Source organism: Ornithinibacillus caprae (assembly GCF_009728145.1).
In the GTDB taxonomy this organism is placed as follows: Bacteria; Bacillota; Bacilli; order Bacillales; family Amphibacillaceae; genus Ornithinibacillus; species Ornithinibacillus caprae.
In genome coordinates this window covers 37,574-56,250 of record NZ_WOCA01000019.1, presented here as the reverse complement: position 1 = coordinate 56,250, position 18,677 = coordinate 37,574, and the positions used below count along the sequence as shown (strand labels likewise).

Annotated in this window: 18 protein-coding genes and 1 riboswitch; of the genes, 14 read left to right on the top strand and 4 right to left on the bottom strand. The window is 36.5% G+C overall.

Annotated elements, in window-relative coordinates:
• Positions 1-119: 119 nt before the first annotated feature.
• The 4 genes from GMD78_RS18150 (at position 120) to GMD78_RS18135 (ending at position 4,720) form a co-directional block, all read left to right on the top strand.
• Positions 120-986, top strand: a complete 867-nt coding sequence (locus tag GMD78_RS18150; RefSeq protein WP_155670932.1) for a VanW family protein — start codon at positions 120-122, stop codon at positions 984-986.
• 115 nt (positions 987-1,101) lie between these two features.
• Complete coding sequence (locus tag GMD78_RS18145; RefSeq protein WP_196493861.1) at positions 1,102-1,686, top strand: nitroreductase family protein; 585 nt, start codon at positions 1,102-1,104, stop codon at positions 1,684-1,686.
• Between the two features lie 11 nt (positions 1,687-1,697).
• Entirely contained in the window at positions 1,698-2,693 is a 996-nt protein-coding gene (locus tag GMD78_RS18140) for an ABC transporter substrate-binding protein (protein ID WP_155670928.1), read from the top strand.
• 5 nt (positions 2,694-2,698) lie between these two features.
• On the top strand, positions 2,699-4,720 hold the full coding sequence (locus GMD78_RS18135; RefSeq protein ID WP_155670926.1) for an iron ABC transporter permease: 2,022 nt from the start codon (positions 2,699-2,701) through the stop codon (positions 4,718-4,720).
• A gap of 60 nt (positions 4,721-4,780) precedes the next feature.
• On the opposite strand, the gene GMD78_RS18130 is transcribed toward GMD78_RS18135, so the two are convergent.
• Positions 4,781-5,317 carry a YceI family protein gene (locus tag GMD78_RS18130; RefSeq protein ID WP_155670924.1) on the bottom strand — a complete coding sequence of 179 codons (537 nt, stop codon included), beginning with the start codon at positions 5,315-5,317 and terminating at the stop codon, positions 4,781-4,783.
• 545 nt (positions 5,318-5,862) lie between these two features.
• Here GMD78_RS18130 and GMD78_RS18125 point away from each other — a divergent pair.
• The 10 genes from GMD78_RS18125 to GMD78_RS18085 all read left to right on the top strand — a co-directional run bounded on the left by GMD78_RS18125 (position 5,863) and on the right by GMD78_RS18085 (position 16,126).
• The gene (locus tag GMD78_RS18125) at positions 5,863-7,653 is read left to right on the top strand and encodes a M3 family oligoendopeptidase (RefSeq protein WP_155670922.1); all 1,791 of its coding nucleotides are present in this window, start codon (positions 5,863-5,865) and stop codon (positions 7,651-7,653) included.
• A 157-nt stretch (positions 7,654-7,810) separates the two neighbouring features.
• A riboswitch (TPP riboswitch) is annotated at positions 7,811-7,915 on the top strand.
• A 120-nt stretch (positions 7,916-8,035) separates the two neighbouring features.
• Positions 8,036-8,611, top strand: a complete 576-nt coding sequence (thiT, locus tag GMD78_RS18120; protein ID WP_155670920.1) for an energy-coupled thiamine transporter ThiT — start codon at positions 8,036-8,038, stop codon at positions 8,609-8,611.
• Positions 8,612-8,805: 194 nt separating this feature from the next.
• Positions 8,806-8,943 (top strand): hypothetical protein, encoded by a 138-nt coding sequence (locus tag GMD78_RS21435; protein ID WP_196493860.1) that lies wholly within the window; start codon positions 8,806-8,808, stop codon positions 8,941-8,943.
• Positions 8,944-8,972: 29 nt separating this feature from the next.
• Entirely contained in the window at positions 8,973-9,674 is a 702-nt protein-coding gene (locus GMD78_RS18115; protein WP_155670918.1) for a hypothetical protein, read from the top strand.
• 66 nt (positions 9,675-9,740) lie between these two features.
• Complete coding sequence (locus tag GMD78_RS18110) at positions 9,741-10,235, top strand: hypothetical protein (protein ID WP_155670916.1); 495 nt, start codon at positions 9,741-9,743, stop codon at positions 10,233-10,235.
• Positions 10,236-10,346: 111 nt separating this feature from the next.
• Positions 10,347-11,762: a hypothetical protein gene (locus GMD78_RS18105; protein WP_343042427.1), complete on the top strand. Its 1,416-nt coding sequence runs from the start codon at positions 10,347-10,349 to the stop codon at positions 11,760-11,762.
• Positions 11,763-12,084: 322 nt separating this feature from the next.
• Positions 12,085-13,836: a carbon starvation CstA family protein gene (locus GMD78_RS18100; protein WP_155670914.1), complete on the top strand. Its 1,752-nt coding sequence runs from the start codon at positions 12,085-12,087 to the stop codon at positions 13,834-13,836.
• Between the two features lie 70 nt (positions 13,837-13,906).
• Positions 13,907-14,164, top strand: coding sequence for a cory-CC-star protein (locus GMD78_RS18095; protein WP_155670912.1), 258 nt, complete (start codon positions 13,907-13,909; stop codon positions 14,162-14,164).
• A 31-nt stretch (positions 14,165-14,195) separates the two neighbouring features.
• Complete coding sequence (locus GMD78_RS18090; protein WP_246187696.1) at positions 14,196-15,146, top strand: ArsA family ATPase; 951 nt, start codon at positions 14,196-14,198, stop codon at positions 15,144-15,146.
• Positions 15,143-16,126: a zinc-binding dehydrogenase gene (locus GMD78_RS18085; RefSeq protein WP_155670910.1), complete on the top strand. Its 984-nt coding sequence runs from the start codon at positions 15,143-15,145 to the stop codon at positions 16,124-16,126. The genes GMD78_RS18090 and GMD78_RS18085 overlap by 4 nt, the downstream gene beginning before the upstream one ends.
• A 28-nt stretch (positions 16,127-16,154) precedes the next feature.
• Here GMD78_RS18085 and GMD78_RS18080 read toward each other — a convergent pair whose 3' ends face one another.
• The 3 genes from GMD78_RS18080 to GMD78_RS18070 are packed head-to-tail and all read right to left on the bottom strand — an operon-like array spanning position 16,155 to position 18,670.
• The gene (locus GMD78_RS18080) at positions 16,155-16,313 is read right to left on the bottom strand and encodes a hypothetical protein (RefSeq protein WP_155670908.1); all 159 of its coding nucleotides are present in this window, start codon (positions 16,311-16,313) and stop codon (positions 16,155-16,157) included.
• A 1-nt stretch (position 16,314) separates the two neighbouring features.
• Positions 16,315-17,586, bottom strand: coding sequence for a Ger(x)C family spore germination protein (locus tag GMD78_RS18075; protein ID WP_155670905.1), 1,272 nt, complete (start codon positions 17,584-17,586; stop codon positions 16,315-16,317).
• Positions 17,561-18,670: a GerAB/ArcD/ProY family transporter gene (locus tag GMD78_RS18070; RefSeq protein WP_155670903.1), complete on the bottom strand. Its 1,110-nt coding sequence runs from the start codon at positions 18,668-18,670 to the stop codon at positions 17,561-17,563. Before GMD78_RS18070 ends, GMD78_RS18075 begins: the two co-directional genes overlap by 26 nt.
• Positions 18,671-18,677 lie beyond the last annotated feature (7 nt).

Sequence of the window (18,677 nt, the reverse complement as noted above, 5' to 3'; positions counted from 1 at the left end):
TTAGATAATATATTTTAAGCGCTGGTAAAATCGATTCCACGATTTTACCAGCGTTTTTTCTTATACTTTTGTACATGCTTTTACATATCGGATTAATACTAACAAGAGGAGGTGTTGATATGTTGAAAAAAGTTTTTATTTGCATACTTTTGGTCCTATATGTAACTACAACTACGGTAACAGCCAATACTTTAGTCATAAAAGATGAACAGGTTAGTGAAACAATTGTACGTGATCATTTTTCTATTGATACGGTAGAACCTCTATTTATCGATCAGGATAAGTTGGATATACTTTTTAAACGGATCGAAGAACAAGTATATCAAGAACCGAAGAATGCTTATATTAACGATCGAGAGGAAATCATTCCTGAAAAACCAGGGTTAGCTCTAGATCGGAGGAAGCTATATGAGCGGTTTCATGACTTTTTTTATTCAGATGTGTCTTTTCAAATAAGTGTACCCCAAAAAAAGATTTATCCTAGGATAGATGGGGAGTTGTTATCTGAGATACGTAATCATTTATTGGGAAGTTATACGACTTATTTTAAGAAAAGTAATAAGGAAAGATCTCATAACATTGAACTTGCTGCAGAAGCAATTAATAATACGGTTGTTTTTCCAGGTGAAGAATTTTCATTTAATAAAGTGGTTGGGAAACGGACAAAAGAAAGAGGCTATAAACGAGCTCCTGTCATTGTAAGGGGTGAATTGTCGGAGGACATCGGAGGTGGTATTTGTCAGGTATCATCAACGTTATTTAATGCAGTTGATTTAGAGGGTATATCGATATTAGAGCGTTATTCTCATAGTAGAAATGTGCCGTATGTTCCACCTGGTAAAGATGCAACAGTTAGCTGGTGGGGGCCGGACTTTACATTTAAAAATGAATATAACCATCCAATCTTAATACGTGCTAAAGCAAATGAAGGGAGAATTATTATTCGAGTATTTTCTTCAGAATCCGTCGAAAGTAAAGCAGAATAAGGATACATCGCGTGTGATATTCAACAAAATTTTTATTGACATATGTATCATATGTATATAATATAAATGATAAAGATTCTCATTATCATTTAAGTAGGTGAGTGAAATTAATTTAGTGGATATTATCAGGGGTAGAAGAACTATATTAGATTATAAACCTAAGAAAGTAGAACGAGATTTATTAGTAGAGCTGCTAAGTCATGCTTCCTACGCCCCAAATCATCATATGAAAGAGCCGTGGAAACTTAAAATATATGAGGACGAGGCTCGATCTGTTTTTGGTGAAAAGGTAGTAGATAGTTACATAAGATTAGGTTTGTTAAAAACGTTGAATGAGGAGAAGTTAAGGAAAGCTCGAAAAGCGTATGATCGCTTTTTTAATTCTGTTCCACACCATATTCTTTTTTATATGGACAAGGAAGATGATGGTGGTTATATAGATGATGAGAATTATGCAGCTATCTGTGCATTCATACAAAATTTTCAATTATTAGCTTGGGAAAAAGGGATAGGAACGATGTGGACTGCAAAGGAAACATTACGGGATGAAGTATTCATACGTGATATTGGTTTAAATCCTCATAACCAACGTTTAGTTGCAGTTGTTCAGGTTGGTTATCCGAACAAATTACCTAAAGGGAAAGAGAGAACACCAATTACAGAATCCATGGAGTGGATTCAAACATCAACCATTAGATAGGAGAAATGAAAATGAAAAAATTAATCAGTCTATTGTTTATGATTGCGTTAACATTACTGGTAGCATGTGGTGGAAACGATACCACAGAGGATGACGAAACAAATGATACAAATACAGATCAAGATCGTACAGTAACCATTGAGGATGCAATAGGAGAACAAACGATCACAGGAATACCTGAAAACATTGTAGTATTGGAATGGTCGTATGCAGAGCACTTACTTGCTTTAGGAATTCAACCAGCAGGGGTTGCTGATTTAGATGGTTTTCATCAGTGGGTGAATATTGATGCAGAATTTGATGAAAGTGTAGAGGATGTTGGTACACGTCAAGAACCTAATTTGGAGGCAATTTCAAGACTTAACCCCGATTTAATTATTGCGGTGGATTTTAGACATGAACAGTTTTTAGATAGTTTAGGAGATATAGCACCTGTCGTTACGTTTGCTCCATATGGAGAAGAGGCGATTCAGGATCATTATCAAAATATGATTGATGAGTTCCAAACCGTTGCTACAATCGTTGATCAGGAAGAAGAGGCTGAAAGCGTGTTAGCTGACTTGGAACAATTTTTGGAAGATCAAAAAGAACGTGTTGTAGAAGCAGACTTAGAAGGCGCAACATATATCGCAACCCAGGCATACTCTGCCCAAAACACACCCGTAATTCGACTCTTTACGGATAATTCCATGGTAGCTCAAGTAATGAATAATTTAGGGTTTGAAAATGCGTATGAATCTGATACAGTTGAAGTATACGGCTATAGTGAAGTAAACGTTGAAGCATTACAAAATTTCCAAGAGGAAAACCTTCAATTCCTATATATTGTACAAGAAGATGACAATATCTTTGAAAATCAACTAAAAGGAAATCCAGTATGGGAAAATCTGAGCTTTGTTCAAGAAGGTAATACACATCAATTACCAGGAGATACGTGGACATTTGGTGGTACATTATCAGCGAAAGTACTTACAGAAACATTAGTCGATGCTATGGTAAATGAGTGATCTAAATGAATGCAAAAGTTAATCAAATATTGACAGCGGTTCTTACCTTTGGTGGTGGAACCGCGCTTTTATGCCTTTTTATATTTATACATATTAATCAAGGAAATGTGTCTATACCAGTTGATGCTATATTGGCGGCAATTTTCAACCCTCAAGATATATTAGAACATCATACGGTAAGATATTTACGCTTACCAAGGGCCATGATGGGAGTTATTGCAGGAGGGGCACTTGCTGTTGCGGGTGTTGTTTTACAAACTGTAACCAAAAACCCACTAGCTTCAGCAAGTACACTTGGGATTCATTCTGGTACTTATTTTGCTGTCGTATGTGCTACTGTATTATTCCCTACCGCATTAATAGGGAATGGAATTGTTGCTGCATTTTTAGGTGGAATATCTACCTTCCTACTCGTATTTATTTTATCTGGAGGAAATAATGCCTCTCCCGTTCGGATGGTATTAGCAGGAATGATTGTAACCTTCTTGTTTTCATCACTAACAAGTGTCTTACAAATCTTCTATGAAAATGAGACGGCAGGATTGTTTCTGTGGGGATCTGGTACGCTTATACAAAACAATTGGAGCGGTGTACAGTTTTCATTGCCAATAGTTACTATAGGTTTTTTTGTGTTACTCGCTATGTCTTATAAATTAGATACGCTGACACTAGGTGATGATGTTGCAATAGCGTTAGGTCAACAAGTTAGCCGAATTAAATTCATTTCTGTGATTCTTGCAGTTTTATTAACATCAGTTACCGTTAGTGTAGTTGGACCGATTGGTTTTGTTGGATTAGTAGCACCGCATATTATTAAGTTAATCGGATATCGAAAACATTTTCCTTTACTTGTTGCTTCCTTTATTTGGGGAGCAAATGTCTTACTACTTGCAGATATTTTGGCGCGTATCATCGATCCATCATTTTCTGAACTTCCAGTTGGTGCAATCACAGCGTTAATTGGAGCCCCGTGGCTAATTTATTTGGTATTACGTATGAAGAAGCATAAATATGGGTCCGAAAACGCTTCTATTATTGCTGGAAAAACAACGATGAGGCTACCTCTAAAGGTTGTCGTACCAATACTATTATTCGTTATTTTTGTTACATTGCTTATTAGCATGGCTTCGGGAAATTATGGTTTTGAACCGATCGTAACGATGCAAGCATTATTTGGTGAAAATGAATTTATGAAAAATCTGGTGTTAAATTTACGATTACCACGTGCATTAGTAGCCTTACTTAGTGGGATGATCCTTGCTGTTAGTGGATTGATTTTTCAAGGAGTGCTTCGAAATCCACTTGCAGATCCTTCGGTGATTGGAATAACATCTGGTGCAGGCGTCGGAGCACTTTTAACAATGTATGTAGTCGGTGTCTCAGCGATTTGGATTCCAGTAGGAGCGATGATTGGGTCAATTGTATTTTTTATTTTTGTAATGCTTTTAGCAATTCGAGCAGCATTTCAGCCAGCAATTTTAGCATTACTAGGTATTGGAGTGTCTGCTTTTGGATCAGCAATCATTCAAATATTAGTTGTACAAGCGGATATGGGAGTGGCATCAGCACTTACATGGCTATCAGGGACAACCTATGCAAGGGGATGGTCTGAACTAGCTCAGTATTTAATTTGGCCAGTAATTATTCTTTTCCCTATCCTACTAATGCGTATTCGCCGATTAGACACGTTATCGTTAGGTGACGAAGCTGCTACGGGTTTAGGTTTATCTGTAATGTCTACGAGATTTCAATTAGCATTATTAGCAACATTATTAGCTTCATTTAGTGTTGCTGCTGTTGGTGCGATCGGATTTGTTGGCTTAATTGCACCGCATTTTGCAAGGCTATTAGTAGGGCCATCAAATCAACGGCTCCTTCCTGTCACCATGTTAATAGGGGGACTATTACTAGTAATAGCAGATGTTTTAAGTCGTACGTTATTAGCACCGAATGAAATTCCATCAGGAATATTAGTAGCAATTATTGGTGCTCCGTATTTCTTATGGTTGATGAAGCGGAGTGGATAATCTATAGTAATAGAAATTATAGATCATAAGAAAAGGCGCATCTTACCATGCGCCTTTTCATTATGCTTGTTTATGTGCTTCAATTTCAAAGTTGATTTTAACTTCTTCTCCTACTAGAACTCCACCAGTTTCAACAGCAACATTCCACGTTAGACCAAAGTCTTTACGATTAATTGTGGCTTGACCACTGAATCCAGCAACTTCGTTTCCGCTCATTGGGTCTTTACTTACACCTTCTAGCGTAACATCTACTGTAACAGAATTTGTAGTTCCACGAATCGTCAAGTCTCCAACTAGGTCAAAATTGTTATCAGATTTTTTCTTCACATCTGTAGCAACAAATGTCATTTTAGGATGATTTTCAGCATCAAAGAAATCAGCTGATTTTAAATGGTTGTCACGATCTTCATTTCGTGTATTAATGCTATCTAAATCTACAGTAACCTCAATTTTTGAATCAGTTAAATCATCAAGATCAGCTTCAATTACTGCATCAAATTTTTCAAAAGTACCTTTTACTTTTGAGATCATCATATGTTTTACAGAAAAACCTAACTCACTATGCGCTGCATCTACATTCCAAACTGTTTTTGTCATTGTATTTCCCTCCAAATATAATTTTTAATACGTAAGTTACTTTATGTTACTTAGTATATATTCATAATTAGGAGAAGTCAAGTAAATGTTTTTTGTTTTTAGAGGTTTTCTACCTTTCATCAAAAAGTTTGTAGGGTAAGGGGATTGAACGGAACGCGGCTTCATTTAATACTTAACAGATTCTTATTTTGTTAGATGCGCAAAAGATATCGAATACGCAGAAAAAAGGTTTAGAATACACATTGTTAATGGCCAAGTAACAGCAACGTGATTTCCGCTTTGGGCAGTTGCTTTCACTTCCAGCACAAGGGCGACATCTGTCAAGCTCCTTACAGTCACTGTGAAAGCGAAATGCATTTCCGTAGCGGGGCAAAGCGGCTAACCATAATATTAAGCATTTTAATCAAAAACGAAACACTTTACAAACATCTAATTGGAAAAAATTAGTTAAAAAATATTTCGATTTTCTAAATAAATGTAGTGAAAAATTATAAAGAAATTGTTATTATAGAAAATATACTGATTTTTTTAAAAGGAGAGATTAGATGCAAGGCACGAAAGAATATAGCCAAACATGGGATTTGGATGTGATTTTCCCAGGTGGAAGTGAGTCTAAAGAATTTCAAACATACTTACGTACTGTACAAGATGAGATCAAGAAGCTTGGTACATCTGTTGATGATTTTGATCCGGGTAATAGCGAAACACGCACTACCAAATTAGTGAATATAACGAAGCAATTAGAAAGCACAATGAAAAAGTTACGTGAATCTTTTGCTTTTATTAGCTGTTTAAGTGCACAAAATGTAAAAGACGGAGCAGCAAATTTATTAGTCGGAAAACGTAGTGCATTAAAGGCAGAAATGGATGCAGTGAAAACAAATTTTGACCAAAAGCTTGTAGAACTTGATGATGAAGCTTGGGATGAATTAATTACTGATGAACGTCTTCATGAATTATCTTTTGTGTTAAGTGAAACAAGAAATAAGGCAAAAGAGTTACTATCCGGTGACCAAGAGGTATTAATTAATGACTTAGCTGTGGATGGATATCATGCATGGGGACAAATGTATGAAACAATCGTTGGAAATATGACAGTAGAAATTGAAGAAGATGGACAAGTTAATTCCTATTCTGTTGGACAAGCAGCCAACAAAATGAGTAATCCTGATCGAGAAGTACGTAAACATGTCTTCGAACAAATCAGTAAGGCATGGTCTGATCATGCAGATTTATTTGGACAAACATTGAACCATTTAGCCGGATTCCGTTTGCAGACATATAAACATAGAGGATGGGAAAATGTACTTAAAGAACCATTAGCCATTAACCGTATGGAAGAAGAAACATTACATGCAATGTGGACAGCTATCTCTAATAACAAGCAGCATTTTGTAAAGTTTTTAAATAAAAAAGCTGAATTGTTAGGCTTAGATAAGCTAAGTATTTATGATGTGAATGCCCCAATTTCTAAATCTGTGAAAAAATCTAGTTATACAGAAGGTGCTAACTTTATCGTAGATCACTTCCGTGAATTCAGTCCCAAAATGGCTGACTTTGCTGAAATGGCGTTTGAAAAACGTTGGATTGAAGCAGAAGATCGCCCTGGTAAACGACCGGGTGGATTCTGTACAAGTTTTCCAGATAGTGAACAAACTCGTGTGTTTATGACCTACTCTGGTACTACCTCTAATATTTCAACATTAGCACATGAATTAGGACATGCATATCACCAACATGTAATGAACGATATCCATGGTTTAAATCAAGGCTATGCAATGAATGTTGCAGAAACAGCTTCAACATTTGCAGAAATGATCGTTGCCGATGCATCTGTTAAGAGTGCTCAGAATAAAGAAGAAAAACAAGCATTGCTTGAGGATAAAATTGGACGTAGTGTTGCATTCTTCATGAATATACACGCACGCTTCTTATTTGAAACTCGCTTTTATGAAGAGCGTAAACAAGGATTAGTTTCTGTTGAACGTTTGAATGAATTAATGATAGAAGCGCAAAAAGAAGCATATAGTGATGCACTAGGTGAATATGACCCAAACTTCTGGTCATCTAAATTGCACTTCCATATCACTGGGGTACCTTTCTATAACTTCCCGTATACATTCGGTTACCTATTTAGTCTAGGAATCTATGCGCACGCAGTTGAAAAAGGTGGAAGCTTTGAAGATGACTATATCGCATTACTACGTGATACTGGTAGTATGAAAGTAGAAGACTTAGCGAAGAAGCACTTAAATGTAGATCTAACCAAACCAAATTTCTGGGAAGAAGCAATTGCATTATGTGTAAAAGACGTTGAAGAATTTGTAACTTTATAATTTGAGAGTATCCCCCAATTCTGTGGTGAATTGGGGGTTTTCTTTGTTGCCAAGGTCGATAATTCCAAAAGAGAAGCGCTAGAAAAAGGTCAAATAATCTTTCATTGTAAATATCTGAAAAGTAGGTTACAATACTTGTAGCAAAAAAAGTGAATGTAAAGCCTACAGGGGGAGCCGAATGGCTGAGAGTGAACATGAGTAATGTTCTGACCCTTTGAACCTGTTAGTTAGTACTAGCGTAGGGATGGTGGCTTTTTTGATGGATTAAAAGCAATGTGAGCGGATTCCCCATCAGGAAGCTTCCCCTCGGCATTGCTTTTTTTGTGTTTAAAAATCTAGTAGTAGACTAGATTTTTAGATTACATGAAGGGGAGGAAATTACATGAATTCGAAAAAAACTTTATTTTTAATTGAGGTGGCCATTTTTGCTGCTTTAGCTTTAGTACTTGATATTATTCCATTATCGTTTAAGATTTGGGCGCAAGGTGGGTCTATCTCATTTGCAATGATTCCAATCTTTATTGTAGCATTCCGCTGGGGGATAAAAGGTGGACTGCTTGCGGGCCTTATTTGGGGAGCATTACAAATTCCGTTTGGCGCATGGATTATGCACCCAGTTCAAGGTTTTCTAGATTATATTGTAGCATTTACCGTATTAGGATTTGCTGGTGTCTTTGCTAAGCAAATTAAAGAAGCTCTTAAAGAAGGGCAAACGAAAACCTATCTAACATATATAACATTTGGGATTATCATAGGTTCTATGTTACGATTTGCTGCGCATTTTGTTGCAGGAGTTGTTTTCTTTGCAGAGTATATGCCACCAGAATTTACAAACATCTGGGTATATTCATTAATTTATAATATCTCTTACATTGTGCCGTCAATCATTTTATGTACGGTTGTTGTCTTCTTCTTATTTAATAAGCAACCAAAAGCCTTACTAAGTACGGCAGCATAAAAACAATTCCGCTCACAAAAGGATAGCTTCTCAAGAGGCTATCTTTTTCTTTTGGTAGGGTAAGAAATTTTCTTATCCTACATAATTGCTACTAAGGCATTCATCATAAAGGCTTGGTGAATGCCGAGTTTTATTCCAGACTATTTCATAAATTAGTCATTTATTCTATACTGTGGAAAAAGGAGTGTTTATTAATGCGTGAATTAGTTGGGGAATGTGAGAAATGTGGCAAAGAAGTATACTGTGAAAATGGTTTTTTGAACGGTGTTCACGAAAGTGGAGAATTATTCTGTCAGGAATGTTCAAGTGAAGCGAATTCATCTTCAATATAAATCTTATGTGTTCATGAAGGGGGTATTCCATGGGTAAATTGTCCTCTAAAACGGATGAATTTAATAAAAATCAGCGTAAAAGGATAAAGAACGTCTCTAAAGGATGGATTTCTGCTGTAATTTTGATTAGTGTACTTATTCTTTTCTCTATGTTCTATGATAGTGAAAAATTAACTGATAATATAGCTGAAGAAGATATATTACTGCTTCCCAAGGGAGATGAAGAGGTATTACAGATTGAAATAGGTTTAGTGGGAATTCATGCAGAAAAGTACGACCCATGGTTCAGTGAAGATATTAATGAAGAGGATGTAACAGAGGAAGAGATCCAACCAATTTATCTAAGATATGAACTTGGACTAACTAATTTGTGGGATGACCCACTTGGTAGTATTAAAGGTTTTGATCCAAAGGATAAGATCTATGAAAATGGTGTAAAAGTTCATCTAGAGCCACAGGAAACAATGAAGGATGTGATGGACGAAATGTTTAGATATAACTTATTCACCGAAACAAGTGGTTATCAAGGTAATCCTGTGATTTCTACAATTCGTGGTGGTTGGTATACACTAGCATATGAACTTAATACAGAAAAACAAGAAATTTCCGAAGAAGATAAGGATCGCCTCTTAAGTCATTCAACGGATGTTGATGTTGTAGTTACGTTGAAAAATAAAGAGATTGGACGTTTTTATTTAAAAGATGAAATGCATCAAGTAAATAAAGAGTAGTATTGCTTTTGATAATAGAGAGGGAAGAGTATTGGAATATCGTGTGCAGGTTAGGGAGGTGTAGGAATGAATCAACAAAAACTTTTATTCGGACTCCTTGGGATATTATTTTTTGTGGTAGCAGCTAATCTTGTAATGGGCCAGAATGAACATGAAAAAAATGTTGAACAGGAAGAAGGTGACTATTATAAAAAACTTGATTATAAATATGTCGGTGAGAGTGAACATTGGAGGGGAGAGTATGTAATAGAAGGTGAAGAAGTGATGTTCGAACTAGACGGAAGGATGGAACGGGATTATTGGCATGAGGATGAAAGTTTTGTTGAATATAAAGGAGATATAAATGACTTAAAGTCAGTGGAACATTTGGAAATAAAACTAGGATCTAGGAGTTCTAGGAGTACGTATGAAGATGAATCACCTCAAGACACCGTTTTCAACCTAAGTCATGGTAGTGATGATGTCTTTAATAATCCTGAAAAATCAATAGAAGTTGAAGTTATATGGAATGGACAAAGTGAATCATTTCAATTAGTTCGTGAAGATTTACAACAAGAATGAACCTCAAAGTCTCAGCAATTACTGTTGACTTTGGGGTTTTAATTTTCCTTTCACCGCTTGACATAGTCATGCATAGGCTATAGCACAGTCAACTTAGAAAGGAAGATACATGTGGAACTAACGGTTTCCCATTGGTTATATGGATTATTTACACTGATCATTATTGGGACGATGATTTTTCGTAAAGGGGTCGTATTACCCACATTACTTGGAACATTCATCATTGCTTGGGTGTATAAAGGAAGTTTAATTGATGGGTTTACAGCAATTTTTAATGCCAACTTAGTTGCAGCTCAGGAATTGTTTAGTATCTTTTTAATCATTACCTTCATGTTGGCATTGCTTAATTCCTTAAAGGACTTAGGAGCAGATGTACGTATGATCCAACCGATTCAAAAGATGATGGTAAATGGTCATGTATCATTTTTCGTACTCATTGGGGTTACGTATGTTATTTCTTTGTTCTTCTGGCCAACGCCAGCAGTGCCATTAATTTGTGCGCTGTTAGTACCAGCAGCAATTCGAGCTGGATTACCTGCAATGACTGCTGCGGTTGCGATTGCAATTGCTGGGCAAGGGATGGCACTATCCTCAGATTACATTGTTCAAGTTGCTCCAAGTTTATCTGCGTCTACAACAGAAATTGATGCAGGAGCTGTTGCCGATCAAGCATTAATTTTATCATTAATTGCTGGTGGCGTGGCAATACTACTTGCATACCTGATGTATCGAAAAACAATCCGGTCTAAACATGATGAAAGAAATGAACTTGATTTACAATTGTTACAAACTCAAGAAAGGTCTACTAATAAACCGAAGACTGAACATCTAACCACGTGGAGTAAGATATTCGCGATATTAGTTCCTTTATCTTTACTTGCAGTTGTAGTCTATATGTTATTTAATAAGCTATACTCTGGTAGTGATGGATTAGCAGGTGGAGACGGGGCTGCATTTGTAGGCGGTGTAGCAGTAATTTTATTATTACTTTCAACCATTGCGTTTGGAAAACATCAAGCACTTGATTATATTACCAATCATATTACCGACGGCTTTGTCTTTGCGTTTAAAGCAATGGGACCAGTTATTCCGATTGCAGGTTTCTTTTTCTTAGGAAGTACCGACTTTTCAGGGAATATTTTAGGGGTAGAAGAGGGACCTTCATTCCTTTTTGGTTTAGTAGAAGCAACCCAAAGCTTTTTACCTCAAAGTGCAGTGCTTGCAGCATTTAGTCTGCTAATCATCGGAATTATTTCAGGCTTGGATGGTTCAGGGTTTTCAGGACTTCCATTAACAGGTGCGTTAGCATCATCTTTAGAAACTGCTTCAATCGATGCCACCACTTTAGCAGCAATTGGACAAATGGGGGCAATATGGACTGGTGGAGGAACGCTCGTAGCTTGGTCTTCTTTAATTGCAATTGCTGGATTGTGTGGAGTTTCAGTAATGGATCTCGTACGGAAAAACTTCTTCCCAGTAATAGTAGGTTTAATTGTTATGACAGTGGTAGCAGTATTCATTCTTTAAGTAAAATATTGTAGAATCTAACTCTTCTACGTACTGTAGAAGAGTATTTTCTTGGCGGGAAAAGAATTATACACTTTCCTATTCTGCAAAAGTGCAACTAAGGCATTCACCATAAAGATTTGATGAATACCAAGTTTTCTAACAAGAAAATCGATGAATATTAAAAATATTTACTTTTTGTAATATTTAGTCTACAATAAAAAATGTACTAAAGTTAAACGCTTTCACATAGCGTTTAATTAGGATTAGTCCATAATACATCTTAGACTGACTCTAGTTTTTTAGGTGGCAAATCCACACAAAAATAGGGGAGGTAGAGAAGTTGAATGGTATTTTAATAGCAGTAATCGGTTTGGTAGTTTATGCAATAGGATTTCGATTTTATTCGAAATTTGTTGCAGAAAAGATTTTTCGTTTAGATCCAAACTATGTAACTCCTGCACACCGGTATAAAGATGGAGTTGATTATGTACCTACAAATAAATTTGTCTTGTGGGGTCACCATTTTACATCTGTTGCAGGGGCAGCGCCAATACTTGGACCAGCAGTTGCGGTATATTGGGGCTGGTTACCAGCCTTACTATGGGTTGTATTAGGAACGGTATTTGCAGCTGGGGTACATGATTTTGGAACATTGGTATTATCTGTACGGAATAAGGGGCAATCAGTAGGAACGTTGGCTCATAAATTAATTGGTCAGCGTGCAAAGATCTTGTTTTTATTTATTATTCTTATTCTTGTTCTAATGGTTAACGCGGTGTTCGCTTGGGTAATTTCAAATCTATTTATCTCGTATCCAGCAAGTGTCCTTCCAGTATTTATTCAAATTCCATTAGCTATATGGATTGGATATGCTGTGTACAAACGAAAAGCTAAAATGCTCATTCCATCATTGCTTGCATTAGCGGTAATGTATCTGACAGCTGTTATTGCAAGTAATGTAGATTTCCTGCAAATTGATCTAGTAAGGTATATGGGTGGGGAGGATGGAGCTGGCCTATTTGGACTTGGAGCTGTTTCATCTGCTTTCTTGATCTGGATTGTTATTTTAATGGTGTATGTGTACATTGCGTCTACATTACCAGTATGGAAATTATTGCAGCCAAGGGATTTTATTAATTCTCATCAATTGGTTGTTGGATTATTAATACTATACTTAGGATTATTGTTTACGAATCCTCAAGTAACAGCTCCAGCAATAAATGGAAGTGCTAATGATGTATCCTGGTTCCCACTTCTATTCATTACGATTGCGTGTGGAGCGATATCTGGATTCCATGGGTTGGTTTCTTCTGGTACTTCTTCTAAACAATTAGATAAAGAGACAGATGCTCGTTTTGTTGGATATGGTGGAGCAGTTGGGGAAGGTATTCTAGCATTAGTGGCAATTATTGCTGTTGTAACCTTATTTAATAGTGAAGAAGCATTTGTTGGTGTTTATAGTAGCTTTGGAGATGCGAATGCATCTGGTTTAGGAAATTTTGTTGAGGGGGCAGCTGTTCTTGCGCAAGGTCTAGCTATTCCACCGGAAATCGCAACAACCATCGTATCTATTATCGTTGTAAGCTTTGCAGCGACAACTCTTGATACTTCTGTACGTTTAATGCGTTATATTATTTCTGAGCTTGGTGTAGAGTACAAAATGCCTGCACTAACGAAAACACATGTAGCAACTTCAGTAGCTGTTATTTCCAGCGGAATATTAGTGTTGTTACCTGAGGGGTCTAGAGGATTCGGTTCAGGTGGATATTTACTATGGCCACTTTTCGGAACTTCTAACCAATTACTAGCTGGAATCAGTTTATTATTAATCTCAATTTGGTTAAAACGACTAGGCAGAAACTATGCGGTTACCTTAATACCAATGATATTCTTAATGTTCATGACATTATGGGCTATGTTCCAGCAGGTTGTTTTCCAATGGTCATGGTTTGGTAATGACTCCAACACACTATTATTTGTATTAGGTGCGATTATCTTTGTCTTTGCTGCCTGGATTGTTTTAACGGCTTTCCAAGCATTGGCTGGTAAATTTGATCCACCTATAGATCATGAGAATAAAGATGCGATGTAAGAAATAGCATGAGAAAGGGATCATAAAGATACATGATCCCTTTCTCTATTACATAAATGAGGTGTTGAACATGCTTGATAAAGTAAAAAAGCTTATAGAGTATTATGAAGAGGTTTTGAGCATGCCACATCGACAGGAAATTGCTCGAGAGCTACGTAATGAAGATGATTTATTTTTATTATTACTGTATTCCGAGATGATTGGCATTCCAAATCCGGTTTACTATTATACATTAGAGCTTTATCCATATATGATTGAGAAATTTCATGATTGGCATTTACGTATGGGGATGGAAAAATCTCCATTAACAGGCATCCGTTGCTGCTAGACTTAAAACTTACTAGATGATGAGGTGTGATATGATGCATGATGAATTAGACAAAAAAATTATTTTTGTGGGAGGAAAGGGTGGTGTAGGAAAATCTACATCAGCTGCAGCAATCGCATGGAGAGCGGCACAATCTGGATGTAATACGTTACTAATCTCTACTGATCCTGCCCATAATTTAGGTGATATTTTTGGACAGGATATCGGTGGAAAGATAAAAAAAGTTGCGGACAATCTATCAGCATTAGAGATAGATCCCGATGTTGAAACATCAAATTATATAAAAACGGTAAAAGAAAATATAAAGGGTGTCGTTCACTCTCATATGATGGAAGAGGTCCATCGTCAGTTGGATACTGCCAAGGCTTCTCCTGGAGCGGATGAGGCTGCTTTATTTGATAAGCTTATCTCTATCATTTTAGAAGAAAGTAAGCATTACGATAAATTAATATTTGATACGGCCCCAACTGGTCATACGATTCGTTTACTGTCATTACCAGAATTAATGGGAATCTGGATTGAAGGCTTGCTTCAACGAAGAAGGAAAACCAATGAAAATTACACACAATTGTTAAATGATGGGGAACCAATTGAAGATCCGATATATGATGTATTGCATGAGAGGCAAAAGAGATTTTCTAAAGCTCGTGAAGTTATGCTTAATCCGAAGGTGACGGGTTTTATTTTTGTGTTAAATCCAGAACGCCTTCCAATCCTAGAAACTAAAAAAGCAATCGAATTACTTGATAAATATCATTTACATGTGAAAACATTAATAGTAAATAAAGTGCTGCCTGAACAATTGGATGGGGAATTCTTTTTAAAAAGGAAAGAACATGAAAAGCAATATACTGCAATGATTGAGGACATGTTTATCAAGCAGAACATGATCTATATTCCATTATTTCCATATGATATAACGAGTAAGGAACAATTAGATCAGTTCAGTCAGCATTTCGTAGAGAGGATGAAACAATCATGAAAGCCTTAGTGCATGAATATGGAGAATTAAAAGTAAAGGAAATGCCTGATCCGGTTCCGAAAAAGGGAGAGGTAGTTGTATCTTTAAGGTTTGCCGGTTTAAATCGACGTGATCTTTATATTCCGAACCGTCGTGATGATAATGAAGAAGCGTTGATTATAGGTTCAGATGGGGCTGGTATCATTGAGGCAATCGGTGACGGGGTTATATCGTTTCAAGTTGGAGAAGAAGTAATTATAAATCCTGCCTTACGTTGGTACGAAAATAGTGATGCTCCGCCAGCAGGCTTTGATATTTTAGGAATGCCTGACCATGGTACATTTGCTGAGAAAATTGTATTATCAGCAGAACAGGTAGAAAGAAAGCCAGCATACCTCTCATGGGAGGAGGCAGCCGTTTTAGCCTTACCCGCTTTAACAGGTTATCGTGCACTATTTACTAAAGGCCAAATAAAGCCAGGGGATACCGTCTTTGTACCAGGTGCAGGAAGTGGAGTTGCAACATATGTAATTATGTTTGCTAAAAACATAGGGGCGAAGGTAATTGTGACATCTAGAAGTAAACATAAACGTGAACAGGCATTAGAAATTGGTGCAGATAAGGCAATCGATACAAATAGTGATTGGGTCGAGGAGCTGAAAAATGAAACGATTGATCTAGTAATTGAGAGTATTGGTAGAGCAACTTTCAATCGATCCTTAGAGGTGTTGAAAAAAGGAGGACGTATCGTTACGTTTGGGGCAACTACGGAAGATACGATTACATTTGATCTACGTTCCTTTTTCTATGGTCAATATCAACTGTTTGGCTCTACCATGGGGAGTAGAGAAGAGTTACGTGAGATGCTAAAGCATATGGAAAAAAATGATTCACATCCAGTTGTTGATCGAACCTATTCATTAGATGAAGCACAGGCAGCATTTGAATATCTTGAGCAAAATAAGCAATTTGGAAAAGTAGTATTAAAAATTAGTGAATAAATGCTAGGCTCACTGAGAGCCTAGCGTTTTACCTTAACACAGAGAAAAATGGCGTAATAACGATAGCTACAGCAACAACAAACATAGCAATTGCTCCTACTTTGCTATCCCCCTTCCATAAGGTGATAGAAAAACCAATGGTGTAAGCATTAACTATGAGAATAACAAGCCAAATGATTATGGTCATCTTAATCTCTCACGTCCTTAATGTTTAACATTTCACCTTGTCTACCGAAGTTTCCAAGTCTGACCTCTGTAGACACATTTATTTCTATATCAGGATAGGTTTTCATCCAATCAAATGATTCCCAATCGGAAATCCTTAAAAATTCTTTTCGGGCAACTAATGACCAGCCAAATGGTTCTGTTCCATATTCATCTTGAGTTTTTTTAATTAATTCCTCAAATTTTTTCGTTATTCTGTCTTCAAATGATTCTTTTAACTTGATTCGTTTTTCGCTATCCTTCGCAAAATTTGTACCACTATGATTCGTTAGTACTTCAATGATTACTGGAACCGTGACATCTATACTTGGGGTTTCTTTTTTCAAATTCATATCAAACTTTACTTGTCCATTTGGTCTTATTCTAGTTGCAATTTGATATTCTTCATTAAATGGGTCTGGTAGGTTTGTTAAAATAGCTACAGGATTTTCGGTGGGATGTAATAGAAACATTAGCCTTGTTTCTTCTATTGTGAGGGTATCGATCATGATCCCTTCTTTAAACAAAGCTGAACCAGCATATTGTACTGTATTCGTTTCTCCGCCATATTGCAATTCACCTGCTATAGCTTGTTCTGGGTCTTTATTTTTTCCACTAGAATTGTCATTTTGTTGTGCAGTTCCATAGGCAGCAGCAAATAAATCAGCATCTGCTTCTGTAATTCGGAAAAAGGTTAATAAGTCAGAACTAGGAACCATACCAGCTTTTTTCCCTCGATTAAATAACATTTCAAAATATTCATGGGGTCTTGTTTCAAGTAATGGTTGATTGTCAATCATGAACGAACTTGTTTGTTCCTTAGTAACCAAGATCTTTATGTCTCTTCGGATTTCTCTTTCTTTGGTAGCATCGTAAAGCCAACGTAAGAATTTTTTATTTTTAGCGAAGTCCTCTGATACGACAAGGATACGTAATAAATCATACGTTATTTCCTTAGCAACTACCGTATTTGCTAAATTTCTAGAAGTAATAAAGTCATCTGCAGTAAAACTAATTATTTCTCTAGGAGGTTCCTCCCCAGCAGCACCCCCGCCTTGAGCCAAGGACCCCACTTCAGGGTTGGAAATTAAATAGGTTATCTTCACTCGATTCTCATCTTCCTCATCTTGATCCAGACCTATTGCGACAACATAGGCCATTTTTTCAACTTCTTTTTGATCCCAACATCCACTTAATAATAGGAGGAGAAAGCTAAGTAAACATAGCATTTTAAATAGACTCTTTTGCTTTGTCATGTTTCAGATCTCCTTTAAACTTTGCTACAATCCATATAAGCAACGGTAAAATGATATAAATAGGAGTTGATACATCAATAAGTCTTGCTCTAATTTCAAATATAGATTGAGTAGGGCTCTCTGGTATCGACCCAACAAACACAACTAAAGTTGCCAGTGCAGGAATCGCATATTCAAACTCCTTTATCTTAAATAATCTACCAAAGAGCATGGCTGCGATGTACATATATACAGTAAACCTAACAAAAGAAGCAATAAGCCAAAAAGGAAAAAAGAATGTTTCCATATTTGTTAAAAAACCCAATTGTACGGTACGGATTAATTCATGATAAGGGTAATTAAGCATCATCACGGATTGATAATCAAACATGACCACATAGATCATCATTGCCAACGTAACTTCGGCAACGATAATACATAAGGAAATCCACACCCCTCTATTAAAATCCTTTGTACTTTTAATAAAGGGAACTAGAATAAAAATAAATATGAAATCACCAAAAATGGATAATTTGAGAGAGCTCTCCTTAATTACCTCCCATTCTCCTGGACCTAAAATAGGAAATAGATAAGATGTTTGGCCTTGAAAGAAGGATAAGACTAATGCAATAAGTACAGAGACTTTGATATAAGGGAGTACCGCCCAGGAAATGGAACCTATTTGTTCAAATCCTTTTTTACCCCCGTATGCACATACAGCCATTAGCAAAGCATAAATAGCGATTGTTGGTGTTCGTGAGTAGTACATTGTACCGATAATATCCGTATAAATCGCTGTATCAATGATGAGTGCAAAAAATGATATACCCCATAAAATAAAAATGATGAGAAATCCAATAAATCTACCAAATAAATGATCAATCACTTGAATTAAACCTTTATCTTGGTAACTTGTTACGACTCTGATCAAAAGGGCAATAGGGATAATGGATAAAGCCCCAACGATAAGGGGGGCTATCCAACCGGCATTCTGTAATTCTTCATAGATAATGGCAGGTGTATCGTCTGCTAATTTTGTTCCAGTCATTAATATCGTTAAAGCGATAAATTCCTTTATCCCAATTTTTCCCTTTGACTGTTCCATGAGTGAT